The organism is Candidatus Saccharibacteria bacterium oral taxon 488 (genome assembly GCA_013099015.1).
In the GTDB taxonomy this organism is placed as follows: Bacteria; Patescibacteriota; Saccharimonadia; order Saccharimonadales; family Saccharimonadaceae; genus Nanosynbacter.
Genome location: CP039998.1, coordinates 432,032 through 456,236, shown reverse-complemented (window position 1 = coordinate 456,236; position 24,205 = coordinate 432,032). Strand labels below are relative to the sequence as shown.

At 49.9% G+C, this 24,205-nt stretch carries 39 protein-coding genes; 35 read left to right on the top strand and 4 right to left on the bottom strand.

Annotated features, from left to right (window positions below):
• Positions 1-74 precede the first annotated feature (74 nt).
• The 6 genes from FBF29_02445 (at position 75) to fusA (ending at position 6,480) form a co-directional block, all read left to right on the top strand.
• A complete protein-coding gene (locus FBF29_02445) occupies positions 75-1,523 on the top strand; it encodes a hypothetical protein (GenBank protein ID QJU07552.1) in 1,449 nt (482 codons plus the stop codon).
• Between the two features lie 310 nt (positions 1,524-1,833).
• Positions 1,834-2,247 (top strand): 30S ribosomal protein S12, encoded by a 414-nt coding sequence (locus FBF29_02440; GenBank protein ID QJU07551.1) that lies wholly within the window; start codon positions 1,834-1,836, stop codon positions 2,245-2,247.
• Positions 2,248-2,249: 2 nt separating this feature from the next.
• Positions 2,250-2,729: a 30S ribosomal protein S7 gene (gene rpsG / locus FBF29_02435; protein ID QJU07550.1), complete on the top strand. Its 480-nt coding sequence runs from the start codon at positions 2,250-2,252 to the stop codon at positions 2,727-2,729.
• A gap of 80 nt (positions 2,730-2,809) precedes the next feature.
• Positions 2,810-3,304 (top strand): YajQ family cyclic di-GMP-binding protein, encoded by a 495-nt coding sequence (locus FBF29_02430; GenBank protein QJU07549.1) that lies wholly within the window; start codon positions 2,810-2,812, stop codon positions 3,302-3,304.
• Positions 3,305-3,357: 53 nt separating this feature from the next.
• Positions 3,358-4,269 carry a hypothetical protein gene (locus FBF29_02425; protein ID QJU07548.1) on the top strand — a complete coding sequence of 304 codons (912 nt, stop codon included), beginning with the start codon at positions 3,358-3,360 and terminating at the stop codon, positions 4,267-4,269.
• A gap of 123 nt (positions 4,270-4,392) precedes the next feature.
• Positions 4,393-6,480 (top strand): elongation factor G, encoded by a 2,088-nt coding sequence (gene fusA / locus FBF29_02420; GenBank protein ID QJU07547.1) that lies wholly within the window; start codon positions 4,393-4,395, stop codon positions 6,478-6,480.
• A 77-nt stretch (positions 6,481-6,557) separates the two neighbouring features.
• On the opposite strand, the gene FBF29_02415 is transcribed toward fusA, so the two are convergent.
• Complete coding sequence (locus FBF29_02415) at positions 6,558-6,812, bottom strand: hypothetical protein (GenBank protein QJU07546.1); 255 nt, start codon at positions 6,810-6,812, stop codon at positions 6,558-6,560.
• 270 nt (positions 6,813-7,082) lie between these two features.
• Between FBF29_02415 and FBF29_02410 the strand changes: the two genes are divergently transcribed.
• Genes FBF29_02410 through rpsH form a run of 15 tightly spaced genes read left to right on the top strand, consistent with a single transcriptional unit; the run spans position 7,083 to position 13,724 of the window.
• Positions 7,083-7,697 carry a 50S ribosomal protein L3 gene (locus tag FBF29_02410; protein QJU07545.1) on the top strand — a complete coding sequence of 205 codons (615 nt, stop codon included), beginning with the start codon at positions 7,083-7,085 and terminating at the stop codon, positions 7,695-7,697.
• Positions 7,697-8,296: a 50S ribosomal protein L4 gene (gene rplD / locus FBF29_02405; GenBank protein ID QJU07544.1), complete on the top strand. Its 600-nt coding sequence runs from the start codon at positions 7,697-7,699 to the stop codon at positions 8,294-8,296. The genes FBF29_02410 and rplD overlap by 1 nt, the downstream gene beginning before the upstream one ends.
• 1 nt (position 8,297) lies before the next feature.
• The gene (locus FBF29_02400; GenBank protein ID QJU07543.1) at positions 8,298-8,618 is read left to right on the top strand and encodes a 50S ribosomal protein L23; all 321 of its coding nucleotides are present in this window, start codon (positions 8,298-8,300) and stop codon (positions 8,616-8,618) included.
• The gene (gene rplB / locus FBF29_02395) at positions 8,618-9,457 is read left to right on the top strand and encodes a 50S ribosomal protein L2 (protein QJU07542.1); all 840 of its coding nucleotides are present in this window, start codon (positions 8,618-8,620) and stop codon (positions 9,455-9,457) included. Before FBF29_02400 ends, rplB begins: the two co-directional genes overlap by 1 nt.
• Before the next feature lie 6 nt (positions 9,458-9,463).
• Positions 9,464-9,730 carry a 30S ribosomal protein S19 gene (rpsS, locus tag FBF29_02390; protein QJU07541.1) on the top strand — a complete coding sequence of 89 codons (267 nt, stop codon included), beginning with the start codon at positions 9,464-9,466 and terminating at the stop codon, positions 9,728-9,730.
• A 2-nt stretch (positions 9,731-9,732) separates the two neighbouring features.
• On the top strand, positions 9,733-10,197 hold the full coding sequence (locus FBF29_02385) for a 50S ribosomal protein L22 (GenBank protein ID QJU07540.1): 465 nt from the start codon (positions 9,733-9,735) through the stop codon (positions 10,195-10,197).
• Positions 10,198-10,833, top strand: a complete 636-nt coding sequence (rpsC, locus tag FBF29_02380; protein ID QJU07539.1) for a 30S ribosomal protein S3 — start codon at positions 10,198-10,200, stop codon at positions 10,831-10,833.
• On the top strand, positions 10,834-11,247 hold the full coding sequence (gene rplP, locus FBF29_02375) for a 50S ribosomal protein L16 (protein ID QJU07538.1): 414 nt from the start codon (positions 10,834-10,836) through the stop codon (positions 11,245-11,247).
• Positions 11,247-11,453, top strand: coding sequence for a 50S ribosomal protein L29 (gene rpmC, locus FBF29_02370; GenBank protein ID QJU07537.1), 207 nt, complete (start codon positions 11,247-11,249; stop codon positions 11,451-11,453). Before rplP ends, rpmC begins: the two co-directional genes overlap by 1 nt.
• Positions 11,453-11,764 (top strand): 30S ribosomal protein S17, encoded by a 312-nt coding sequence (gene rpsQ, locus FBF29_02365; GenBank protein ID QJU07536.1) that lies wholly within the window; start codon positions 11,453-11,455, stop codon positions 11,762-11,764. Before rpmC ends, rpsQ begins: the two co-directional genes overlap by 1 nt.
• The gene (rplN, locus tag FBF29_02360) at positions 11,761-12,129 is read left to right on the top strand and encodes a 50S ribosomal protein L14 (GenBank protein ID QJU07535.1); all 369 of its coding nucleotides are present in this window, start codon (positions 11,761-11,763) and stop codon (positions 12,127-12,129) included. The genes rpsQ and rplN overlap by 4 nt, the downstream gene beginning before the upstream one ends.
• Positions 12,129-12,449 carry a 50S ribosomal protein L24 gene (rplX, locus tag FBF29_02355; protein QJU07534.1) on the top strand — a complete coding sequence of 107 codons (321 nt, stop codon included), beginning with the start codon at positions 12,129-12,131 and terminating at the stop codon, positions 12,447-12,449. The genes rplN and rplX overlap by 1 nt, the downstream gene beginning before the upstream one ends.
• Positions 12,449-13,033, top strand: coding sequence for a 50S ribosomal protein L5 (gene rplE / locus FBF29_02350; GenBank protein ID QJU07533.1), 585 nt, complete (start codon positions 12,449-12,451; stop codon positions 13,031-13,033). Before rplX ends, rplE begins: the two co-directional genes overlap by 1 nt.
• A complete protein-coding gene (gene rpsN / locus FBF29_02345) occupies positions 13,033-13,302 on the top strand; it encodes a 30S ribosomal protein S14 (GenBank protein QJU07532.1) in 270 nt (89 codons plus the stop codon). The genes rplE and rpsN overlap by 1 nt, the downstream gene beginning before the upstream one ends.
• 20 nt (positions 13,303-13,322) lie before the next feature.
• The gene (gene rpsH / locus FBF29_02340) at positions 13,323-13,724 is read left to right on the top strand and encodes a 30S ribosomal protein S8 (protein QJU07531.1); all 402 of its coding nucleotides are present in this window, start codon (positions 13,323-13,325) and stop codon (positions 13,722-13,724) included.
• Positions 13,725-13,812: 88 nt separating this feature from the next.
• On the opposite strand, the gene FBF29_02335 is transcribed toward rpsH, so the two are convergent.
• Positions 13,813-14,271, bottom strand: coding sequence for a hypothetical protein (locus tag FBF29_02335; GenBank protein QJU07530.1), 459 nt, complete (start codon positions 14,269-14,271; stop codon positions 13,813-13,815).
• 262 nt (positions 14,272-14,533) lie between these two features.
• On the opposite strand from FBF29_02335, the gene FBF29_02330 reads away from it, so the two are divergent.
• From FBF29_02330 to FBF29_02320, 3 genes are all read left to right on the top strand, one after another.
• Entirely contained in the window at positions 14,534-14,875 is a 342-nt protein-coding gene (locus FBF29_02330) for a hypothetical protein (GenBank protein QJU07529.1), read from the top strand.
• Positions 14,876-14,898: 23 nt separating this feature from the next.
• Positions 14,899-15,525 (top strand): hypothetical protein, encoded by a 627-nt coding sequence (locus FBF29_02325; protein QJU07528.1) that lies wholly within the window; start codon positions 14,899-14,901, stop codon positions 15,523-15,525.
• 106 nt (positions 15,526-15,631) lie between these two features.
• Complete coding sequence (locus FBF29_02320; protein QJU07527.1) at positions 15,632-16,180, top strand: hypothetical protein; 549 nt, start codon at positions 15,632-15,634, stop codon at positions 16,178-16,180.
• Here the strand turns inward: FBF29_02320 and FBF29_02315 are convergent.
• Positions 16,152-16,697, bottom strand: a complete 546-nt coding sequence (locus FBF29_02315; GenBank protein ID QJU07526.1) for a hypothetical protein — start codon at positions 16,695-16,697, stop codon at positions 16,152-16,154. The genes FBF29_02320 and FBF29_02315 overlap by 29 nt on opposite strands.
• Positions 16,698-16,894: 197 nt before the next feature.
• Here FBF29_02315 and FBF29_02310 point away from each other — a divergent pair, with 197 nt between their 5' ends.
• The 5 genes from FBF29_02310 (at position 16,895) to rplO (ending at position 19,918) form a co-directional block, all read left to right on the top strand.
• Positions 16,895-17,860 carry a hypothetical protein gene (locus FBF29_02310; protein ID QJU07525.1) on the top strand — a complete coding sequence of 322 codons (966 nt, stop codon included), beginning with the start codon at positions 16,895-16,897 and terminating at the stop codon, positions 17,858-17,860.
• Between the two features lie 106 nt (positions 17,861-17,966).
• A complete protein-coding gene (locus tag FBF29_02305) occupies positions 17,967-18,500 on the top strand; it encodes a 50S ribosomal protein L6 (protein ID QJU07955.1) in 534 nt (177 codons plus the stop codon).
• A 2-nt stretch (positions 18,501-18,502) separates the two neighbouring features.
• The gene (locus tag FBF29_02300; GenBank protein ID QJU07524.1) at positions 18,503-18,853 is read left to right on the top strand and encodes a 50S ribosomal protein L18; all 351 of its coding nucleotides are present in this window, start codon (positions 18,503-18,505) and stop codon (positions 18,851-18,853) included.
• Position 18,854: 1 nt separating this feature from the next.
• Positions 18,855-19,445 (top strand): 30S ribosomal protein S5, encoded by a 591-nt coding sequence (locus FBF29_02295; GenBank protein QJU07523.1) that lies wholly within the window; start codon positions 18,855-18,857, stop codon positions 19,443-19,445.
• Positions 19,445-19,918, top strand: coding sequence for a 50S ribosomal protein L15 (gene rplO / locus FBF29_02290; protein ID QJU07522.1), 474 nt, complete (start codon positions 19,445-19,447; stop codon positions 19,916-19,918). Before FBF29_02295 ends, rplO begins: the two co-directional genes overlap by 1 nt.
• A 154-nt stretch (positions 19,919-20,072) precedes the next feature.
• Here rplO and FBF29_02285 read toward each other — a convergent pair whose 3' ends face one another.
• Positions 20,073-20,690: a hypothetical protein gene (locus FBF29_02285; GenBank protein ID QJU07521.1), complete on the bottom strand. Its 618-nt coding sequence runs from the start codon at positions 20,688-20,690 to the stop codon at positions 20,073-20,075.
• Positions 20,691-20,828: 138 nt separating this feature from the next.
• Between FBF29_02285 and secY the strand changes: the two genes are divergently transcribed.
• From secY to rpsD, 6 genes are read left to right on the top strand one after another with little or no spacing between them, the layout of a single operon-like run.
• Positions 20,829-22,292 carry a preprotein translocase subunit SecY gene (secY, locus tag FBF29_02280; protein ID QJU07520.1) on the top strand — a complete coding sequence of 488 codons (1,464 nt, stop codon included), beginning with the start codon at positions 20,829-20,831 and terminating at the stop codon, positions 22,290-22,292.
• Positions 22,293-22,330: 38 nt separating this feature from the next.
• Positions 22,331-22,597 carry a translation initiation factor IF-1 gene (infA, locus tag FBF29_02275; protein QJU07519.1) on the top strand — a complete coding sequence of 89 codons (267 nt, stop codon included), beginning with the start codon at positions 22,331-22,333 and terminating at the stop codon, positions 22,595-22,597.
• Between the two features lie 51 nt (positions 22,598-22,648).
• On the top strand, positions 22,649-22,777 hold the full coding sequence (locus tag FBF29_02270; GenBank protein ID QJU07518.1) for a 50S ribosomal protein L36: 129 nt from the start codon (positions 22,649-22,651) through the stop codon (positions 22,775-22,777).
• 2 nt (positions 22,778-22,779) lie between these two features.
• The gene (rpsM, locus tag FBF29_02265) at positions 22,780-23,166 is read left to right on the top strand and encodes a 30S ribosomal protein S13 (GenBank protein QJU07517.1); all 387 of its coding nucleotides are present in this window, start codon (positions 22,780-22,782) and stop codon (positions 23,164-23,166) included.
• 15 nt (positions 23,167-23,181) lie between these two features.
• The gene (gene rpsK, locus FBF29_02260) at positions 23,182-23,571 is read left to right on the top strand and encodes a 30S ribosomal protein S11 (GenBank protein ID QJU07516.1); all 390 of its coding nucleotides are present in this window, start codon (positions 23,182-23,184) and stop codon (positions 23,569-23,571) included.
• A gap of 2 nt (positions 23,572-23,573) precedes the next feature.
• Positions 23,574-24,194 (top strand): 30S ribosomal protein S4, encoded by a 621-nt coding sequence (rpsD, locus tag FBF29_02255; GenBank protein QJU07515.1) that lies wholly within the window; start codon positions 23,574-23,576, stop codon positions 24,192-24,194.
• Positions 24,195-24,205 lie beyond the last annotated feature (11 nt).

Below are 24,205 nucleotides of genomic sequence, written 5' to 3'. Positions count from 1 at the left end.
ACAATAATATAATAAGTATGTACAATTACAAAATGTGTGGGCATTATCATAGGTAGAAAAATATAGGAGAAGATATGTCAGAACGCGGTCGTCCATTGATGTCGGCAGGAAATCGGGATATAGAAACTGCTTGGAAATACGCCCTGCGGTATGCTGGTGAAGGGGGGCATATCGCGACACTCCCGGAGATCATTGAAGCAAGAGAGGCGGCTCATAAGTCTTTCTATGGAAATCATCACGGTAAAATGGGGAGGGATGAAGTGCCGCTCATGAGGGCATGGAATCAGGCTTATACTAGTGCAAGTGGTGAATATGTCGGAACGGGTGCTGATCGTCGCCAAAAAATTATTGTAGCTCATGGTGTTGGCCCACTGTCTACACTAGACGGAATTACTGAAGCCTATGACTATGATCTTCAGGAAAACCCAGGAGGGGTAATTAGTACGGAGCAGTTTCGTAGTCTAGAGAATGGTAGCTATGGGGAGGTAAGGATTATTGATGCCGATGAATTTGTTCCCTCGGCTGGGCAGGTATATAAGGATGATGTCAATATTCCAGAAGTAACCGTGCTTGATAAAATAGACTATGAGAATTTTGTAAGGGAGAGACGCCTCGCTGCACATGGCGAGAGGCTACTCGACCTACATCAAGCTATGCGTGATCCATTAACAAGGATGCGTTTGGGCTCGCAGGCGTGTAGATATCTATGTACGCAGGCAAACCTAGCAGAAGACGTATTGAGACGAGCCGGGAGACTGATATATGGAGATCCTGTGCACATTATTGAACCTGTCTTCGAGACCAGGGGGCATGATTTAAGCGAACCAATGCCTCGTCATCTATCATATACAGAACATGTGGAACGAATTGCTGCTTTAGGGAGGAATGCCGCGGCGCATATACTTGGTATTGGAGATTTTCAAGCACTGTATGCGAGGTGGAACGAGATACTGGTTAGCCCATATTTTGCCGATTTAGGATCCTTTAGTAACTTTGTGGCTGTGCCAAAAGAAGCAGACACAGAAGCCGGTATCGGCAAACTACCTACAGCAGAAGAAATACTATCTGAAGACCCAGAACGGTTCATGCGGTCGACTGATGGAGAGAAGGTGTCGGTGATTACGCCTGTGCGGCTGGGTGACATTGGAGGAAAGACGTTCACACGTTACCCAAAAGATTCTCTAAAGGAACCATGTATGGACTCTAGTGACATGGAGTATCTGGTGAAATCATGTACTCCAGTTGGAGAATGTAAAACTTTTATGGTAGATGAGGAATTCTTTCTGCGTTATACACTTGATCAGGTGCGCAGAATAAAACCTCGTGGTGCAAATGCATACAGAATCGTTGATATTGGCAATAAGCATGAGCATAAGCCCGGCTACGCATTGGTAACAGTCCAGTTCTTCAAGGCTGATATCGACACGTCACGTCGTGTACCTCGTGCTGAGGAGATAAGTACTGACCTTGATAAACTGATGGATGCACATGGCGTGCGATATCAGAATAATAGCGATAGCTGATACGATACAACGCGGCGTGTAGTAGGCGTATTCCTCGTGTAAGAGATCTAAAGAGGACCGCCACTTGAAGTATCGGCTGAACCTGTGTTATAATGACCCTCAGAGTTTCCTCTTTTCGGAGTGCGCGGTGGTTTGAATGTGTACAGGCTGCGGGGCTCGGCAGAAAAGGTATAGACACGGGGCGGAGTTGCTGAATCCAAGCCGTAGGCGCTAAGAGAAGCTGTTTTTTGCGTGTAAAATCGCGCGCCAGTTCACTTAGAGCCATCAGGCGAAATCGCCATCATTAGTAAATCAACCAAGGAGAAATTGGATGCCAACAATCAACCAATTGGTGCGCAAACCGCGCCAAACGGCCAAGAAAAAGTCCAAGTCGCCAGCACTGGGTCGTATTCACAACGCCCTGAAAACGCGTTACTACGACCAAAATGCACCGCTCAAGCGTGGTGTTTGTGTGCGTGTGACGACCAAGACGCCAAAGAAACCAAACTCAGCGCTGCGTAAAGTTGCCCGCGTGAAACTAAACAACGGCTACGAAGTCTGGGCCTACATCGGTGGTGAGGGTCACAACTTGCAGGAACACGCTGTGGTCTTGATTCGCGGTGGTCGTGTGCCTGACCTCCCAGGTGTGCGTTATCATGTCGTGCGTGGTGCGTTGGACCTTCAAGGTGTTAACAACCGCAAGCGGGGCCGCTCGAAGTACGGTACCAAGAAAGGGGATAAGTAATCATGCCTCGTAAAGTTACCAAAAAACTACAACGTGAACTTAAGCCTGACCGCCGCTACCAAAGCGTGCTGGTGCAGCGTTTGATCAATAAGTCAATGCTGGACGGCAAGAAGCTGGCGGCTGAGCGTGCTGTTTATACCGCACTGGAAACTGCTGCTAAAAAATTGGATTCAGAAGATCCACTAGCAGTATTTGAGAAAGCATTGAAAAACGTTAGCCCAAACTTTGAAGTGAAGAGCCGCCGTGTCGGTGGTGCTAACTACCAGATTCCGTTCCCAGTTCAGGGACACCGTCAGCTGCATTATGCATTTAGCTGGCTGGTGCAATCAGCCCGCGCTCGGCAGGGTATGCCGTACTCGCAGCGTTTGGCATTGGAAATCGTTGACGCCTACAACGAAGCTGGTGCTGCCTTCAAGAAGAAAGAAGACACCCACAAGATGGCCGAAGCCAACCGCGCCTTTGCGCACTTTGCTCGCGGCTAATTGTCGGGAAAATGTACACTCAAAAATCGCTCTGAAAAACGGGCGATTTTTGTTATAATGAGGAAAACGAGGAGGGGTAAATGGCAAGTTTTTCATTTGATATTGTGTCAGAAATTGACAAAGCCGAGCTGAACAACGTATTCATGCAGGCAGAAAAAGAAATCCAAGGGCGGTACGATTTTAAGGGGACGAGTGCCGGGATTGACTGGCTGGACGATAAAAAAGGATTCAAGCTCACCGGCGATAACGACTGGCAGGTTGATGCGGTGCTGGATATCGTGCGCAAGAAACTGGCGGCCCGGGGTCAGTCGAGCAAAGTCCTCGACCTCACCAAAGAAAAAGTCACCTCAAACCTCAAAACCACGTGGGAAATTCCCTTCAAACAGGGCCTCGACCAGCCGACCGCCAAGCGCATTGCTGCCGATATTCGTACTAACGTACCCAAAGCCAAGCCACAAATCCAAGGCGACCTTGTCCGCGTTACTTCCGCCTCGAAAGATGAGTTGCAGAAAGTCATTAGCCTGGTGCGTAAAAATGATTATGACACGCCGCTGCAGTGCGTGAATTATCGCTAAGAGCTTTACGGTTATGGTTGCGTCAGTTGGTTTTTACGCCGTATGATTAAGGGATGACGACTGAGTCTAGCCCACCTGCCGCCCCGCTGCCCGAGAACCTTGCGTTACTTGATAAGGCTGTTTTCAATCAGCAAGTTGCCACTATTCTCCGCTTAGCTCGAGAACGAACGTCCGACATCCGAAAGCTCAGTCCTCATCAGTATCCAGAAGCCACTGTGCAGATTAACCAAGAACTATTTGCTGGGTTTATAGGCCAGCTGATGACGGTAAGCGGATGGGTACAACAATACACTAAAAATGGAGCAGAATACGTATATATTGAAGACCATAAACTCCAGTGTGCCGGTTGTCTGATTGTCGCGAACAAATCTAATCCAGAAATCGCACTTGGTGGTCTTGGCGTAACACCAGGGGATACCACGACTCAATATGTTGTTCCGCTGGATGTCCTTATCCAGTTTCCGCAGCTGATGGATATTGAACAGGCCAAGGCTATTTTACAGCTGTACACGCCTGAAGTCCTTGACTACCTGAATAATATACGACCAGTTGATCCAAATAATAATTGTATCGACTCAGCTCGGATGATCAAGGAGCTGGCAGATGTTCCGATTAATGAAATTCCTTTTGGGCGATTGTCAAATAGAGACCTCGACCGAGTGATCAAGGCGGTAAACATTCACTGCAAGGTACTGGCTTCGCTTGATCCATATATGCCGTATGACGTTACGTATATGGGCCCCGCTTTTCGCAACGAGGGGTGGGTTGGATTAGAGGCGAAAGGTGCGATGTATGTGCAGTCTGTCTCCCTAGAGGCTATCACGGATTCCGAAGGCTACAATTCTTTGGTGATGATGGTGCGTGCAACGCTCCTTGGTCGGTCTGACGCTCAAAACAAAGATTATCTACTAGTAGCCAAGGGAATACAATGGATTCAATCAGGTCGTAGTCAAATTCCGCGGTAAGATGAGGCTCATTCACAAAACGCCAATCATCTGCTATAATACAGCTCAAGCGTAGTTTTTTGGTGCGTAAAAATAGCTCCGGAGAATCTCGAACAATAACTATTTTTAACAAAGGAAAGACAAATGGCAGCAAACGTTCCATTACAAAACTTTAGAAATATTGGTATCATTGCCCATATTGACGCCGGTAAAACGACGACCACTGAGGGTATTTTGTACCGCACCGGCTTGACTCACAAGATTGGCGTGGTCAAGGGTGACGGCGATGGCGCCACCACCGACTGGATGGCGCAGGAAAAAGAGCGCGGCATTACTATTACTTCAGCAGCGGTGACCTGCTTCTGGAAAGACCACAAGATTAATATTATCGATACGCCGGGGCACATCGACTTTACCGCTGAGGTGGAGCGTTCACTTCGTGTCCTTGATGGTGCAGTGACCGTGTTTGACGGCAAGATGGGCGTTGAAGCGCAGTCCGAAACGGTGTGGCGCCAGGCCAACAAGTACGGCGTGCCGCGCATTTGTTTCGTTAACAAGATTAACCAGACCGGTGGTGACTTTTGGAAATCCCTGGAGTCGATTCACAACCGCTTGAGCAAACAAGCCTTCCCAATTCACATCCCAATTGGCTTTGAAAAGACCATCAACGGCGTAGTTGACCTGGTCGACATGAAAGCCTACACCTACGATGACTACACTGATCACGAGTTGAAGGTTGGCGATATCCCAGCTGATATGTTGGAGAAGGCAAAGAATGCTCGCGCCCTGCTGGTGGAAAATGCCGTCGAAGCCGACGATGAATTGATGATGAAGTTCCTCGACCAGGGTGAAGACGCAATTACCGTTGATGAATTGAAATCTGCACTGCGCAAGCGTGTGCTAGCCGGTGACTTCTTCTTGGTGACTGGCGGTGACGGCCGTGGTGTCATTGTCGAGAAGGTGCTTGACCTCATGGTTGACTATCTGCCAAGCCCACTGGACGTTGACGAAATTTGGGGTAAGAATCCAAAGACTGGCGACGAAGTGAGTCGCAAGCCAGATGAAAAAGAGCCAATGAGCGCCCTGGCGTTCAAGATCGCCACTGACCCATTTGTTGGTAAGTTGATCTTCATCCGCGTCTACTCCGGCGTCTTGAGCTCGGGTAGCTACGTCCTGAATACCACCACTGGTGACAAAGAGCGCATCGGCCGTATCGTACGCATGCACGCTGACAAGCGCGAGGAGATCGACAAGATCGGTGCTGGCGACATCGCCGCAGTGGTTGGTTTGAAGAACACTGGTACCGGTAATACCTTGACTGACCCAGCACACCCAATTGCCCTAGAGTCAATCGAATTCCCAGAGCCACCAGTGTCCATCGCCGTTGAGCCAAAGTCAAAGGCTGACCAGGAAAAGATGGCGCTGGCCTTGCAGCGTTTGGCTGAGGAAGACCCAACCTTCCGCATCCACACTGACGAAGAAACTGGCCAGACGATTATGTCCGGCATGGGTGAGTTGCACCTGGATATCTTGATCGACCGTATGAAGCGCGAGTTCAAGGTTGAAGCTAACATTGGCGAGCCGCAGGTGGCCTTCCGTGAGTCAATCAAGGGCCGCGCTGAAGTCCAGGGTAAGCACGCCAAGCAGTCTGGTGGTCGTGGTCAGTACGGTGACGTCTGGGTACGCTTTGAACCAAATGAGGCTGGCAAAGGCTTTGAATTTATCGACGAGATCAAGGGCGGTGTGGTTCCTCAGGAGTATCGCCCAGCTGTGATGAAGGGTATCAAGGAAACCTTGGAAGGCGGTGTGATCGCTGGCTATCCAGTGGTTGATGTCAAGGCGACGCTGTATGATGGTTCATACCACGATGTTGACTCCTCAGAACTAGCCTTCTCGCTGGCAGGTAGCTTGGCAGCCCGCGAAGGTATCAAGCAGGCAACACCAATTCTGCTCGAGCCGGTCATGAAAGTCGAAGTCACCACTCCAGAAGAGTTCATGGGCGACATCATCGGCGACCTGAACTCACGCCGTGGTCGTATCGATGCTATGGAAGATCTGATGGGCGGTGCTAAATTGGTCAAGGCCTTCGTGCCACTGGCTAATATGTTTGGCTACACCTCGGACATCCGCTCGATGTCGCAGGGCCGCGCAGCCAGCACCATGGAGCTAGCACAGTACGAGGAAGTACCACCAAACGTAGCGCAGGAGATTATCGAGAAGCGCAACGCCTAGGGCGCAGCGATAAACGATGCTAAATAATACCGCTCCTTATCGGGGCGGTATTACTGTTAGTTAGCTGAGACCAAAGGCTATTGTGTCTCGGTAGCTTCTCGTGCTGCCTCCTGCTGCGATTCCATGTACAAATTAAGGGCAATCTCTACAGCTTGTTGTATAGTTGGGTGTAGTCTCTCTAGATCCTCATATGATAGTTCACCATCTTCAACTTTTCTATATGTTAGTTGCCCGAACCACTCAAAGAACTTTCTCCTGTCTTCATCGGTTTCTGGATTTCTTGTGACCTTGTCATAATCTGGCCAAGCTTTAGCTTCTGATATCGTAGCCATGCTTTGCTCCTTTCGCTACTTTATTCAAACTGCCAAATTATAGCAGGTAATCAACGTCGTGTCAATAGCATAGACCAACATCCTACTACTGTTGACGCCGCAGACCAACGTGTGTTACAATCACAAGGTAATTTCTATTACGCGTAATATCAACTGTTCTCCTTGATGAATGAGCAGGTCTGGCTATGGGTAAAGCGCTTGTCATGAACGCCTCGCTCAGAACCCAGAAACCGCACGTCATCAGGAGTATTTAAGTGGGAGTGAGGAAAAGTGAAAACACTTCTCGGTACCAAACTTGGTATGACCCAGCTCTTGGCTGAAGACGGCAAAGCCATTCCGGTGACGCTGATCCAAGCCGGCCCTGTCACCGTGACTCAGGTGAAGACTGTCGAAACCGACGGTTACAATGCGGTACAGGTCGCTTATGGAGAGGGTAAGAACCTGAGCAAGGCCGTGGCTGGACACGTGAAGCCAGCCCAAGTGACCCCGAAGCACATTCGGGAATTCCGCGTCGACGAGATCCCTGAAGGACTCAAAGTTGGCGATGAAATCAACGTTTCCGCGTTCGAAGTCGGCGATTCTGTCGATGCGACCGGAACCAGCAAAGGTAAAGGTTTCGCTGGAACCATTAAACGCCACAACTTTAAGCGTCACCGCAAGACGCACGGTGGTAAAGGTAATACTCGTAAGCCAGGTTCAATTGGCTCAATGTATCCACAAAAAGTGTTCAAGGGTAAGACGATGGCTGGCCACATGGGTCACGAGCGCGTTACCGTCAAGAACCTGGAAGTGGCATATGTTGATCCAGAGACCAATCTGATCGGGGTGAAGGGCGCTGTCCCTGGGCCACGAAAAGGGCTGATCATTTTAGGAGGTAACAAGTAATGGCTGAATCAACCAAACTTCCTAAAGACATTTTTGCTGTTGACGTGCCAAACCATGAACTGTTGAAATTGGCATATGACAGCTATCTGGCAAATGCCCGCCTGGCAAGCGCCACAACCAAGCAACGTGGTGAAGTTTCCGGTGGTGGTAAAAAACCATGGAAGCAAAAGGGAACTGGTCGAGCGCGTTTCGGCTCAAGCCGTAACCCAATCTGGCGCGGTGGTGGTGTAGTCTTTGGTCCACGCGGCAACGAAAACTACACCAAAAAATTGTCCAAAACCGCCAAGAAAGTGGCAATTCGCCAAGCCTTGACGGTAGCCAATGAAGCGAAGAAGATCGTCGTCAAGGACATCAAGACGACTGGCAAGACCAAAGAGGTCGCAACCTTCTTGGCTGACAACAAGCTTGAGCGCCGCGTACTGATCGTCGTCGACGAAAAGACGCCAGAATTGATGCGTGCCACAAACAACATTCAGAACGTATTGGTGATTCGCGCGAGCTACCTCAGCGTCTACCACATTCTGAATGCGGATACTATTGTCATAACCCCGAAAGCTCTGCCAGTAATCACTGAGTGGCTGAGTAAGGAGGAAGCGTAATATGAAACAGATGACAATTATCCCACGCATTAGCGAGAAAGCCTACGCCGTGAGCGCCAACGGCGTCTACGTGTTCCGCGTTCCGCTCAACCTGAATAAAAACGAGATCAAAGCAGCAGTTGAAGCGCAATTTGACGTCACTGTCCTGAAGGTAAAAACCTTAGTGCAAGACGGCAAGGCTGTGCGTTTCTCACGAGGCAAAAACCGCTATCCTGGCACGACCACGCGCAAGGACTGGAAGAAAGCTTACGTGACGCTGAAAGATGGCGATAAGCTCGATGTGTTTGACGCAGTAGAGCAGCAGATGGAGGAGACCAAGTAATGCCAGTGAAAGCTTACAATCCAACCACTCCTGCTCGTCGCGGCATGACGAGTCAGGATTTGTCGGATATCACGACAAGAAAACCGCTCAAAAGTCTGATCAAAGCCAAAAAGCAAAATGCTGGCCGCAACAACCAAGGCCGCATCACCGTGCGTCATCGCGGCGGCGGCGTTCGCCGTCACTACCGTTTGGTGAACCACAATTTGCCGGCTGGTCTGACGCTGACAATTGAAGAAATTGAGTACGATCCAAACCGCTCAGCACGCATCGCTCGAGTGAAAGATCAGTACAATTTGTACCACTACGTATTGGCCGACACCTCGATGGTCAAGGGTAAGACGATTCAGACTGGCGAGACAGCGCCAATTGAGGCCTCAAACCGCCTGCCGCTGTCTGCTATCCCTGTTGGTACGATGATTTATGCTATTGAACTGACTGCCGGCAAAGGTGCACAAATGGTTCGCGCCGCTGGTGCCAAAGCTCGGTTGATGGCCAAAGAAGGCAATTACGCAACCATCAAATTGCCATCTGGTGAAGTTCGCAAAGTTCGCCTGGAAGCAACCGCTGCCATCGGTACAGTCGGTAACGTCCAGCACCAGAACGTCAAGATCGGTTCAGCCGGTCGCCGCCGCCGCAAAGGCATTCGCCCAACGGTTCGCGGTGTCGTCATGAACGCCGCAGATCACCCGCATGGTGGTGGTGACGGTGGTCGCCACGGTACTGGTAAAGCACCACGTACGCCATGGGGCCAATTGACGCTGGGTTATCGAACTCGCCGCCGCAAAGGCTCAAATAAATTAATCGTACGCACGCGTCACGACGCGAAGAGGAAGAGGTAAATCACGATGAGTCGTTCATTAAAGAAAGGTCCATTCGTCGATGTGAAGCTTGCGAAAAAAGTCGCTGCTCTCAGCCTTGACGATCGAACCGTTATCAAAACGTGGGCGCGCGCTTCGACTATCACCCCAGAAATGGTCGGTCGAACGATTGCTGTCTACAACGGTAAGATGCACGTACCTGTGCTAATTACCGAAAACATGGTTGGCCACAAACTCGGTGAGTTTAGTCCAACTCGTAAGTTCCGTAAGCACGGCGGAAAGGATAAGAAGTAATCATGGCTGATACAACTTATACTGTTCGCGCTTACGCCAAAGGTGTTGACCAAACACCACGCAAGGTTAGCTTGGTAGCTGCACTAGTACGCGGCCGCACCGTCGCTGACGCATTGGTTATCTTGGAACACGTGCCAAAACGCGCTGCTTTGCCAGTAAAAAAGGCAATCGACAGCGCCAAGGCAAACGCCATCAACAACCACGGTTTGGACGCTAAAAGCTTGGTGATTACCACGTTGAGCGTTACCACTGGTACGCGTCTACGTCGCTTTAAGCCAGCGTCAAAGGGTCGTGCTTTGCCGTTCCAGAAAAAGACGTCAAACATCTTGGTTGAAGTTACTGGCGTGGAGAAGCCAAAGAAAGCGCCTGCGAAAAAAACAGAGACCAAGGCTAAAGCAGAGACTAAACCTGCCAAGCCTGCAGCGAAAAAAGCCGCCGAAACCACGGCAAAAAAGGAGGAGAAGTAAATGGGTCAAAAAGTGAATCCAATCAACTTCCGCCTACAAGTTCACAAGAACTGGAGCTCTCGTTGGTTTACGGCCAATAAGAAAGAGTTTGCGGAGGCAATTCGCCAGGATCACGAAATCCGCGAATTGATTGAGAAGAAATTTGCCTCACGCCCAACCATCAATCGCATTGAGATTGAGCGGAGTGCCAACTTGATCACGGTAACCATTCACACGGCAAAAGCTGGTGTGGTGATCGGCCGTGGCGGCGCTGGCGTGAATGAATTGAAAAAGCAAGTTGAGAAAATTGTCGGTCAGGCGGTTCGCATCAACATCGAAGAAGTGCGCCGACCGGAACTAGCAGCCAAATTGGTGGCAGAGAACATCGCCCGCCAGTTGGAACGCCGCATCAACTTCCGCCGGGCAACCAAAATGACCGCACAAAACACCATGAGTGCTGGTGCTAAAGGTATCCGCATTGAGGTGGCTGGTCGTTTGAACGGTGCTGAAATGGCACGCCGCGAAAAGGTGATTGAAGGCTCAGTGCCACTGCACACCCTTCGCGCTGATATTGACTTCCACTGTGCTCGCGCCCAGACACCAGCTGGTATCATCGGCGTGAAAGTGTGGATTTATAAGGGAGAAAGGAGTCGCTAAATGCTGTTACCGAAAAAGACTAAATATCGCAAAGTGCGCATCGGTAAAAACCGTGGTCAAGCAACCCGTGGTAATTACATCGCGTTCGGCGACTTTGCACTGCAATCACAATCAAACGAGCGCATCAACTCCCGCCAAATCGAGTCTGCTCGTCAGGCAATGACCCGCTACATCAAGCGTGGTGGTAAGATTTGGATCCGGATTTTCCCACACACCCCAGTTACTCGCAAGCCACTTGGTTTGAAGATGGGTCAGGGTAAGGGTAATCCAGAGTTCTTTGTTGCTAAGGTAAAGGCCGGCACGGTGATGTTTGAAATGCAGGGCGTTTCCGAGGAAGTCGCTCGCGAAGCAATGCGCCTGGCTAGCCACAAACTACCAGTCAAATGTAAGTTCATCAAGCGGGAGGACGCATAATGGCTGAAGCAAAGAAACCTACAAAAGCAGCAGTTGTAAAGACCGTTGACGATTTGAAGAAGGAACTCGCCGAAAAGCGACATGACCTGCTTCAAGCAAAACGTTCTCACGCTGCTGGCGAATTAGTTAATCCAAAAGCGCTGCGTTCACTCCGCAAGGACATCGCACGCCTGCTGACACAAATTAACGAAAAGGAGAGCAAGTAATGGCCCGACGAACACTGATTGGCGTCGTAACGAGTGCCAAGCGCGACAAGACCATCACCGTGACGGTCACCAGCCGCGAAACGCATCCGCTCTACGGCAAACAGTACACCGTGACTCGCAAATACACTGCTCATGATGAGACCAATCAAGCAGGCGAAGGCGACAAGGTGCAAATCGAAGAGACTCGCCCAATTTCCAAGACCAAGAGCTTTATGCTGGTCAAGGTGATCGAGAAGTCTCGCGGTTCTATCAAACTAAAGGCTGAAGTTTCTGGCGAAGCTGAGGAAGAGACCAAGGAGGATGACAAATGATCCAACAAGAATCTCGCCTCAAGGTAGCTGACAACTCGGGTGCCAAAGAAGTATTGTGCATCCGCGTCCTCGGTGGTACCCGCCGCCGCTACGCTCGCGTCGGCGACGTGATCGTCTGTTCAGTCAAAGACGCCAGCCCAACCGGCAACGTCAAGAAGAAGTCTGTCGTTAAAGCTGTGGTGGTTCGCACCCGCGACCAAATCCACCGCAAAGACGGCTCAACCATTTGCTTTGATGACAACGCCGTGGTGATTATCAACGATGACAAGCAGCCAAAGGCTACCCGCGTCTTCGGCCCAGTGCCACGCGAACTACGCGACATGGGCTACATGAAGATCATCAGCTTGGCTCCGGAGGTACTCTAATGGCTCGTATTCACAAAGATGACACCGTAAAAATCATTGCTGGTAAAAACAAAGGTACGACCGGTAAAGTCCTGAAAGTTAACACCAAAGATCAGACTGTTTTGGTCGAAGGTGTTGGCGTCGGACACCGCCACGTCAAGCCAAGCCAGTACAATCCAAAAGGCGGCAAGAAAGATATCCACGTACCGATGGACATCAGCAAAGTCGCGCTGGTTGTCGACGAAAAGTCAGGCAAAACCAGCCGGGTTGGTTTAGTAAAGAACGCTGACGGCGGCAAAACTCGCGTCGCTCGCCAAGCAAAAAATAAGGAGATTAAATAATGGCAGAGAAGAAAACCGTCGTGCCAGCTCCTCGCTTGAAAGCCTTGTACCAGGAGAAATACCTGAAGGAACTGCAAGCCGAACTAGATCTAAAGAACGTGCACCAAGTGCCAGCTTTGGAAAAGATCATCGTGAGCGTTGGCACCGGCAAAAAGAAAGATGACAAGCGTCACTTTGAAATTGTCAAAAACACCGTTGCAAAAATCACCGGTCAGGCACCAGTTGCCCGCCAGGCAAAGAAGTCAATTGCTGGCTTTAGCATCCGTAAAGGCATGGGTGCACCAATCGGTGTGAGTGTCACGCTGCGCGGTAGCAGGATGTACGAATTCATGGATCGCTTGATCAACGTGGCCCTGCCTCGCGTACGCGACTTTCACGGCGTCGGTCTGAAGTTCGACAAAGGTGGTAACTATAACCTGGGTATCATCGAGCAGTCAATTTTTCCAGAACTAACCTTCGAGGAGACGCAGATTTTACACGGGTTGCAAGTAACATTTGTCATCAAGAACGGCAGTAAGGAAGCATCAAAAGCCTTGCTGGAGAAGTTCGGCATGCCGTTCGAGAAGAAAGGAGGCGTCAGGTAATGGCTAAGAAATCAATGGTCGCTCGCGACAAAAAGCGCCTGAAGATGATCGCAAAATACGCTGCGAAGCGCGCTAAGCTCAAAGAACTTGGCGACCTCATAGGTCTGCAGAAGCTGCCTCGCAACTCGAGCCCAACTCGGCACAAGAACCGCGACAGCATTTCCGGCCGTCCACGCGGCTACATGCGCCAGTTTGGCTTGAGCCGCATCAATTTCCGCGAAAAAGCAGCCAAGGGCGAAATCCCAGGCATAACAAAGAGTAGTTGGTAAGAAGGAAAGGAGATTCGACAATGTCTATGCAAACTACAGACCCAATCGCCGACCTTCTGACGCGCATTCGCAATGCGAAACTGGTTGGCAAGACGGAAGTTCGTGTTCCGTCCAGCAAGATGAAAAAAGTCATCGCTGAACAATTAGTCAAAAACGGCTACCTCGCAGATGTTAAACTAGAGGACGCCAAGCCTCGTGGCGTGCTGGTCGTGACCATCAACGAAGAGGGTACTAACAGCACTATCAACGAAATTACCCGCATCTCAAAACCTGGTCGTCGCGTTTACGTCGGCGCTAGCGAGATTCCAAAGGTGAAAAGCGGCCGTGGTTTGGTACTCATCTCAACCTCAAAAGGTGTCATGACTGGCGCTGAGGCAGCCAAGGCTAAGCTTGGTGGTGAGTTGCTACTGAAGGTGTACTAAGTCTAACACTGCTAGCTAAAAGAAAGGCGCTCGAGGAAATAATCTCCGGGCGCTTTTAGTTGTCTATCAAATACATCGGCACAACAAGCTAAGACCCCAGCAGTGTAGACAGCAGGGCAACTAAAAATATACAGGCGATTAGCGCGACTGGCATCATGCGCCTTAGGGTGGTCAAATCTTTTCGCCTCGTGGCAAAGTATGTAGCAAACATCAGTGCACACAGAGGGCTTAACGGTGGTGTGACGAGCAAACACAGAATGAAAATAATAGTATCAAATGATGAACCATTATAAATACCGAAAAAACCATTAAGCGGCACTCCCTTATCAATCACACCAGCAACAGCCACTGGTGGTAATGCGAAGATACTGGCGATAATTGCTGTCGCCTGCCACCACGTCAAACGATCGACAAACCGAGCCAGCCATCGTCGCTTTGCGGTGTCGCCTTGTGGTTTCGTTGCTTTATATTGAGGTTGTGGTATTTCACCCCGGGGCGGTGTAGTGTCCTGAGGTGTTCGTGGTGTTTGAGCAGAATCCTTATCCATGATGATATTACTATAGCACACGGTGGACGGCTCTTGTGCCCCTGATGTAATAGGCCAATTGTCTCGTGGTAGCGTGCCACTTCGCAAGAGCGGTTTACTTGCCAGTAAAATAATTTTATGGTATTATGTTAATATAATGACGGCGAAGACATACGGGACAGGGGAGTACACCCTTAAGAATTCATCATTAATTAATATGCTATTCGATGAGGCAGACAGGGAAGCGATAATGCGGCGGAAGATAGGTGATGTCCCTCATAGTATGTGTGCGATTAACAGTAGTATCGCTGGTCTACAAAGAATACGCTCTGGGCTAGAGCTTGCTCATGAGATAGACGGAATTAGCCAGATGATAGATCAACTAAGCGCAAAACGCTTTAGTTTAGCGCGAAAACAAGAAGCAGGGCAGTTGAGGCTTCAGCAGGCCAGGGATACCGGTCAGGAGAAGTTAGGGCTTAGGGTCGGAAAAAGGTTAGAGCAGGAAATCCGCAATGTACATAACCAGAACCGCAAAAATGGCAGCGCTACACCTAATGAAATTGCTGCGGCCGGTCTCGCGGCATATTTCTACGACGCAATAATATTCGACGACTTTACTAGATAATCAACCACAAGAAAGGAATAACCATGACTCATGAATCCCCAGAATCCCCAGAATTCACTATCAGCGGAAAAATTGGTAACGTTTTACACCGACCGCTAGCTAGCTTTATGGGCGTAGTGGCATTGTTTGCCTCTGGCTGCGGCCTGTCGGGATTGGACGCCAGGCCAGCCCCAGCGACTGTTACCGTGACCACGACGAACAGGCATCCGCAAACGACCGAGACGCCACGAGCGACACAAACTGTACGCGTCACTGAAACTGTGACGCCGTCCCCGTCAGAACCAACTTCGCGTCCGACAAAGACTACGCCTAAAGAGGGAGACATCGTCACTATTGGCGGGCAATTTACCTGTGCTAATGGTGGGGAGTTTGTTGGTGCGTGGGTGGAACGAGCGAATGAGGAAACACTAGAATCTGGTTGGGTGAAAACCGCTCCGACTAGCGACCGGTCAGTCGTTGATATTAAAAATCTACCTGTTGTCATAGGCGACAAGATTAAATTCTCTGTCGGCTGTGGCGGTACAAAGAAGGATTGGGATGCGGTAGGCTACACCCCTAATCACAGGGTAGCTAACGGTGAGGGTCTCTACGTCACTTGCGAGTCCAAGGATGGGGATAAAAACGGCCGGTGCGAGGTAAAAGAGAAGTAGTCTCTCGGCTAAACGCCCCGTTGTCTTGACACGTACTCGCCTCGCAAACTACGATATTCTTATGAAAAATCATAAGGACGTGTTCACGGACTAACGGTAGCTAAAAATGATCCCATTTCTGAAGCTTCCCGCTACTTCTAAAACTGACGTTATCACACTGCGAGATGTGTTCTATAACGATATGTTGCGGCTGTTTGTGTTTGGCGTCGTGTTATTAACATTGTTTTATGGCGTAGGTGCGTTGATGGCGGCTGCAGGCAATAATAAATATCCGATTGAATATTACACGCAGCTGTTTTTTGACTACACGCCGGTGGTGCGATTGATCATTCCGTTGGGATTTTGTGTAGCGGTAATGGGATTGAAACGAGATAAGCGATGGTGGTCGTGTTTGGCGGCGGCGGAGTTCATGTTTGTTGTTAACTTTAGTAATCAAACATATCATTTTGAGCTTAGTGGGATGCTGTCGCTCATTTCTGCCGTTTTATTAACGATTTGTGCATGGCGTTTGTGGGATTATTATGAGCTGCGGCGGGTGTATCATTATGATACACCACAGCTGACGCGGCCGGCACTGGGGGCGTACATCACGCTAGCGATAGCGTCCTTGCTCATGCTGATACCGCTCAGTTGGACGTCGTGGTTTTGGCGGTGAGTTTTGGTTTACTGGGCTTGGTTATTGGTGCCAGTGCGACCGTCATTCTTCCGTTTGTTATCTCGGTAATCACGCCGATGACTCGATTGTCTTTATTACCAATCGGCGCGAATGTTGCCCGTGTGCCCACCGGTGGCAGGCGCAGCGGATTCATGGTGTTGATAGGTATAGTGATCGTCTCGCCATATTCCTTGAGCTGCCAAAAACTGTCCGCCTCGATCTCAATAATAGTTACCGCGCTACTAATCAACAGGCCGTCATTATCTAGTCGCGTATATGTCTCGAGTGCCTCCAAGCGATCCTTCTGCGGCGTGTCTTTGTGAGCACGCTGCCAGATGTAGAAAAGTATGGACGCGATAAGCAGTGCAAAATTGAGCAGGTATACAACATAGGCTAGCATCGGCCCAAAAATCGCAGTCATCGTTCCATTGCGCGCCAAAATATACAGTAGTACCGTGGATACGGAAAGGACGACGAAGCTTATTTTTGCGATGAGGTATTTTGAGATCACAAGCATATATTAGCACACTTACGATGGCCTCATGATACACGCCTATGGGTAAGTAAACTACCAAAATAATTTGCGGTTAGTCAGTAAAGCTTTAGCATAAACCGGCACTGTGTATATATTGATATACGGCACACATATAGTATAATTGAGAGGCTAGATAATTTGTATTAAAGTGGAGTTTTCACTCTTTGGGAGAATAGCACATGCACGAGTTAACACAACCAAACGACAAAGACAGCCGTCTTGAGATACATGAAAGACCAATTGATCATACTGATACGACAAATCGTCTCAGTGCTACTGCTATCGTGAATACATTGGGTCCAGGATTAAACGTCGGGATGCTGACAATAGACCAGATGAACGCCATTCATGGCTATTATGATGATCTTTTCCAGAAACGGACTGAACTATGGCAAACAATATTTGACTCCAAGAAAATTCGACCGTACGGCCTTTCGGAGGATTTTTCAACCATAGGCGAAGCATATCGTGAGCTGGATGTGATCAATGGTGATCCGACGGAGCATATGCTATCACTTCAGAATACCTTCGCCCGTCATTGCGCAAACAGTCATCATGATCTTGTATTCAAGGGTTTAGATGTTAAGTCATATGGCTTAGACAGGCTGCTCAAAGAGGAGCCTGAGGAGGTGCGCGAATTTAATCTAGTAGCAGGTTCGTCAGTAGATGTGAGTCACGATAGAGATGGCGCTACATATGACTTAACCTTCGGCACCTATCTGGAGGGAATGCCTCTCAGTCAGTTCAAATGTAAGGGAATGGGGCGCAGCTACGAGCATGGAATTGTCGGCTACAATGACGCACAGCCCGCTACCGCCAAAACAATTGACGGACTTAGGAGGGCTGCACGTGTATTATCGGGTCTAACAGAATCTGTGAACGAGGAACTCTCCGATCAGCTGAATGAAGCGGGTATCCAGATTACAACTGATACAATATCTATCCAGGAAATTGGCGGTTTGGAAGAAAAGGTATTGGAAAGCTTTTACGGGCTAGAGGCAGATATGAAAGAGCGTCAGCAGATATGGCGCGATGAACTGATGGGTGCCGGAGGAAAAATTGAAACCGTCTCGAGACTCAGCACTAAGGCCATCCGTATGTTCGACTTCTTGAAAAACGCCGCTGGGACTGATCCTCAAAAGTAGGCAAAGTCCCCGAGAGTTGAATCGTGCTTATACCTTGCATTTCACCCCTAATCTATGCTAAAATACCAGGGTTAATATCAAATCACACGAAAGGTGAGTAATGAGTCTGAGTCGAATCGGAAAACTGCCGGTGGTTATTCCGGCCGGTGTGACAATCACGGTTGACTCTGGTGATGTGGTCGTAAAGGGCCCGAAAGGTGAATTGACACAATTCATCACGCCAGCAGTTGAGGTGAAAGTCGAAGACGGACAAGTCACGGTTCATCCCAAGGATGAGTCCAAAACTGCTCGCGCCCAGCACGGTCTGATGCGCGCGCTGATCAACAACATGGTAATCGGCGTAACCAAGGGCTACGAGGAGCGTCTGGAGGTCAATGGTGTCGGTTTCCGCGTGAGCTCCAGCAACAATGAGCTGGAAATGGCGTTAGGGTTTTCACACCCAGTCAAATACAAAGCCCCAGAGGGTATCACCGTTACCAATGAAAAGATGACCATCATCGTTAGCGGTATCAATAAACAGCAAGTCGGCCAAGTCGCTGCGGAAATCCGCGCGCTGAAGAAACCTGAACCATACAAGGGCAAGGGTATCAAGTATGCTGACGAGCAGATTTTGCGCAAAGCAGGAAAGACAGGTAAGTAATCATGACTGAGAACAAGAAATTACTCAACCGCGCTCTTCGCAAAAACCGCGTTCGCGCCAAGGTTTCAGGCACTGCAGAGCGCCCACGCCTGACGGTTACCATCAGCAACCTGCACGTCAGTGCTCAGCTGATCGACGACGTCGCAGGCAAAACATTGGCTGCCGCAACCACCGTTGGCACCAAAGCAAAAGGTACGATGAGCGAAAAATGTGCTGCCATCGGTACCGAAATTGCCAAGAAAGCAAAGAAAAGTAAAATTAGCGCAGTGGTCTTTGACCGCAATGGCCGCCAGTACGCTGGTCGCTTGAAGGCATTGGCTGATGCTGCGCGCCAAGAAGGATTGGAGTTCTAGTATGGCAGAGCAAGCTGCAAATACTACCCCACGCGCAGAAGGCCGCCGGCCTCGCAGTCCGCGTGGTGGTCGCCGCGATGACCGGCGAAATGTGCGTGATGACGCACCAAAAGAGTTTGAAGAATTGGTAATCAACATTGACCGCGTGTCCCGCGTGGTGAAGGGTGGCCGCCGCTTCCGTTTCAAGGCGTTGGTGGTTGTCGGCAACCGCAAAGATAAGGTTGGTGTTGGTGTGGCTAAGGGTGCCGACGTACAGGCTGCTGTCGCCAAGGCAACCTCAGTTGCCAAGAAGCACTTGATCACCTTGCCGCTCAGTGGCGAGACCATTCCGCACGACAGCGAAGTCAAGTTCTCGGGTGCCCGCGTGCTGATCAAGCCAGCCGCTCCTGGTACTGGTATCATCGCTGGTGGTGTGGTGCGACAGATCATCGGCGTAACTGGTGTCCGTAACTTGCTGACCAAATCGCTTGGTTCAACCAACAAGGTGAACATCGCCTACGCAACCATTGAAGCATTGAAATCATTGGTTCCGCGCGAAGAATGGCTCAACGCTCAGCCAGTCAAAAAAGCTGCTAAAAAGGAGGCTAAGTAATGAAATACAACGATCTCCAAGTTTCAGCAAACAAGAATAAAAAACGTGTTGGTCGCGGTATCGCTGCTGGCCAGGGTAAAACTGCTGGTCGCGGTACCAAGGGTCAGAACGCCCGCACTGGTAAAAAGCTTCGCGCCATGTTCCAGGGTGGTCAGCGCCCATTGGCTCAGGCTGTGCCAAAAGCTCGCGGTTTCAAGAGCTTGCGCACGCCAGCTCAGGTAGTCTACTTGGATCACCTGAACGCCTTTGACGGCAAAACCGTTGACAACGCGCTGCTGTTTACCGAAGGCTACATCGCCACGCCGTTCCACACGGTCAAGGTGATCGCTCGCGGTGAATTGAAAGCTAAGGTTGACTTGAAAGTACAAGCTGCGTCTGCTTCAGTCGTTAAAGCGATTGAAAAAACTGGCGGCTCGTTTGAGAAAGTCGCTACACCACTGCACCAAAGCATGAAAGAAGCCGAGGAAAGATAATTTTCTTTAGCGACTAGAAAATCCCCTTTGTAAGAGAAGGGGATTTTCCTTTGTCTTGGTGCGCCGAATTATTTTTCGCTACATTTCTGCGGTGCAACGAAATAAATCGTTACACGCCTGTTGGCCGTATCATCGCTAGCATCATGGGTGGCGACTATTGGATCAGAAACAGTAATCTTACGCTCTGGAATTCCATTAGATACCAAATCGTGCTTAATCTTATCGGTACGCTCCAAAGCCAGCTTTGAGCCCTCACCCGTCTCATTAGGGACCAGTTCAATCGAAAATTGCTATCAGTATTAAATTTGTAAAGCACCCCTAGCTTAGCCATTTCAACGTTGGAAGTTCCACGTTGGTATTGCGTTGAATCTGGCTTGAAGAGAATGCTACGAAACTTAAACCTGCCGTCCTCTAACACAAAATAGCCATCCTTTACGTGCGTATAGCCAGATCTCCGAAAATCCGCAGACGTTAGGCACTTTGTGGTCTCCGCAGATGAGCCTTGCTGATTGTCTTCATCCTCCCCATTGTCATTATTCTTATCAGGCTTGGTCGCTCGCTGACGTGAAGTTGTTGTATCAGCTGAAGAAGTGGAGTTATTCGACACAATAATAATTGTTATGATAATCCCGACTATCGCCAACACGCCGACAATCGCCAGCGTAATCCACAGCCATAGCTTACTTTTCTTTGGCGGATAATGTGGCGGTAATTCTGGGCTTAGCTGCGGCATTGGCGATGGAGTTACTGGAGTTTCGGGACGTTGTTGCATATGACACCTCAATCTTGCATTATTGTATTAATTCAATTATAGCGCATGTGCTTTTATGTTTTTAGTATGGAAATATTGGCCGCGGTCATGTATAATTAACAGAGTTAAGAATTGTTAGTGACTATGAGGGGCTAAAACATGAATTGGAGAATAATTTTCCGGTCGCTGAAAAATAAAGATATGCAGAAACGCCTGGCCATTGTGGTGGGCATTATTGTGGTGTATCGGATGCTGGCGCATATTCCGGTGCCGCTGGCGAATCCGACACAGATGAAAACGGCGCTGGCAGCGGCGCTGGGGCAGACTGACCTCGGCGGGTTCTTGAACTTGCTCTCAGGTGGTGCACTGGCGAGCTTTTCATTAGTGCTGGTTGGACTCAGTCCATTCATTACCGCTAGTATCATCACCCAGCTGCTCACCAAGGCCATTCCAAAGCTCGAGGAGCTACACAAGGACGGTGAATCAGGCAGGCGCAAGATCCAGCAGTGGACGCGGCGACTGACCATCCCACTGGCTATCGTCCAGTCAATCGCCTTTATCTTCCTGTTGCGCCAGACAGTGCTAGCTGGCGGTACGACCACGCTGAGTGATCCAACGATGCTCGAGTGGACAGTTGGCGTGACGGCGATGACAGCCGGATCAGTCCTGCTCATGTGGCTGGGTGAATTGATCACCGAGCAGGGTATCGGTAATGGTATCTCTATCTTGATTTTCGCTGGTATCATCAGCCAGATCCCGCAGATGCTCGGCTCACTCATTTCGTCACTTGGGAACACTGCGGCTGGCGGGCTGAACGTCTTTAACTGGTTTACTCTGCCAGTGAATCCAACCGTCTTTTGGCTGGTGGTGATCATGGCTATCGCCTCACTCATCGTTCTCTACTTCTTGGTAAAAATTAACGAAGCCCAGCGCGTCATTACCATCAACTACGCCAAGCGCGTTCATGGCAACTCCAGCTACGGCGGTATCAAGAGCATCCTACCGGTCAAGCTGATCGCTGCTGGCGTCATCCCGGTCATCTTTGCCGTTGCCTTCCTCAGCTTGCCGCAATTCATCGGCCAAGTCATGAAGGCCTCGGGCAATCCAGACCTGCAAAACACCGCCAACACCCTGATCACGTGGTTTCAGGCGCCAAACCCAGGCTCCTTTACCGGCAGTACCTGGGAGGCGTTCATTTACCCAACGCTGTACTTCCTCCTGGTTATTGCCTTTACCTATTTCTACACCGGGATCGTCTTTAACGCCAACGAAATCGCCGAGAATCTGCAAAAGCAGGGCGGCTTCATCGAGGGTATTCGGCCGGGCGAGCAAACCGAGAAATATCTGATGCGCACCGTCAATCGCTTGATCTTGTTCGGCTCAATCGTCCTCGGTATCATCGCCATCTTGCCGTTTGTCGCTGAATATTTGATGTATCACCTGGCGGCGATTAGTGGCTCACGTCTGTCAATCGGTGGTACTGGTCTGCTCATTGTGGTCTCAGTCGGCCTCGAGTCACTGCGTCAGCTCAACTCGCGCGCCCTAATGGTCACCTATGACGACTTTGACCCAGACGAACTGACCAAGAAAAAGTCGAAAAAACGACGCTCGTCCCTCTTGTAATCGCCAAGGCGATACGGTATAATTGACAACTGTAACTTATGGCGAGTCAAAAGGAAGTCATCAAGATGATTGGTAAGGTGGTGGAAGCACTGCCTAATACCCAATTTCGGGTGGAACTGGAGAATGGCCATAGTATCATCGCGCACATTTCGGGACGGATGCGCAAGAATTACATCCGCCTGGTGCCTGGTGATAGGGTGGAAGTCGAGATGACTCCTTACGATCTCACAAAGGGTCGCATCGTCTTTCGCCTCAAGGAGGAGCGACCAGCGCACGCGGTTCGAAACACGCGGCGCTCGTCATAATACTAACGATAATCTCGGGTTTACTCGGGAAGGGAGATTTCAGAGCACTTTATGAAAGTTCGTGCAAGTGTCAAGAAGATCGACAAAGATCCCAAGAAAGGTGACAAGCTAGTGCGCCGCAAAGGCCGCCTGCGCGTCATCAACAAGAAAAAACCTAAGAACAAGCAAAGGCAGGGTTAAGCATGGCTCGAATTGCTGGGGTAGTTATCCCAACAGAGAAGCAGGTGCAAATTGCGCTCACCTATATTTATGGGATTGGGCCAAAGCACGCTTCGAGCATCCTTGCGGCGGCTAAGATTGAGCCGACCACTCGGGTGAAAGATCTCACCGAGGCTGAAGAAAACAAGATTCGCGAAATTATCGACAGCGAATACACCGTCGAAGGTGATCTCCAGCGCTTGGTAACGAATAATATTAAGCGCTTGAAGGATATCAACGCCTATCGCGGTCTTCGCCACAAAGCAGGACTGCCGACACGCGGACAGCGGACTCGTACGAATGCACGAACTCGCAAGGGTCGCGCCATCGCCGTGGGCGGTACACAACCAAAAGCAGCAAGTAAGACCTAAAGAAAGGACTAAGAAATGGCAGACGCAAAATCTACCAAGAAGAAGCAGCGCCGATCAGTCCCAGCTGGTCAGCTGCATATTCAAGCAACATTTAACAACACCATTGTTACCTTTTCTGACAAGAAGGGCAACGTGTTGACTGCTTCATCAGCTGGTGCATGTGGTTTCCGTGGTAGCAAAAAAGGCACCGCCTATGCTTCACAGGTTGCCGCTGAGAAAGCTGCTGAAGCTGCGAAAACTCAGTATGGTTTGAAATCAGTTGACGTTTTCGTCAAAGGTGTCGGCTTGGGCCGTGACGCCGCTATTCGTGCGGTTGGCGCTTTCGACATCTCAGTAGAAAGCATTAAGGACGTAACTGGCGTGCCTCACGGCGGTGTTCGTCCACGAAAGGCAAGGAGGGCATAATTATGGCACGAGATAATTCACCGATTGTCAAGCAAAGCCGCCGCGAAGGTTATGCGCTTCATCCAAAAGCACATAAGGTTTTGGCGCGAAAATCTGGCATCCCAGGCCAGCACGCGCACGGCCGCCAAAGTAAGCCAAGTCTGTATGCTACGCAGCTGCGCGAAAAGCAAAAAGTTCGCCGCCTGTATGGTTTGGTTGAAAAGCAATTTGCGCGCCTGATGAATGAAGCAACTCGCGCCCAAGAAGGTTTGGCAGGCGAGAACCTATTGAAGCTGCTGGAGCGCCGGCTGGATAACGTGGTGTATCGCTCTGGGTTCGCCGTATCGCGCCGCGCCGCCCGCCAGTTGGTCAGCCACGGTCACTTTGAATTAAACGGCCGCCGCGTCGATATCCCATCGATTCGTGTTAAGGCTGGTGATGTTATCACCGTTCGTCCAAAGAGTACCAAATCTGAGTACTTCACGCGGATTGATGATGTGATCAATAATTCAATCCAAGGCCCGCTGAGCTGGCTGAAGAGCGATAGCAAGAAGCTGAAGATTGAAGTGACTGGACTGCCAAAGCGCGAGGAAGCAGAAGCTGACATCAACGAGCAATTAATTGTTGAGTATTACTCACGATAAAAGAAGGGTTA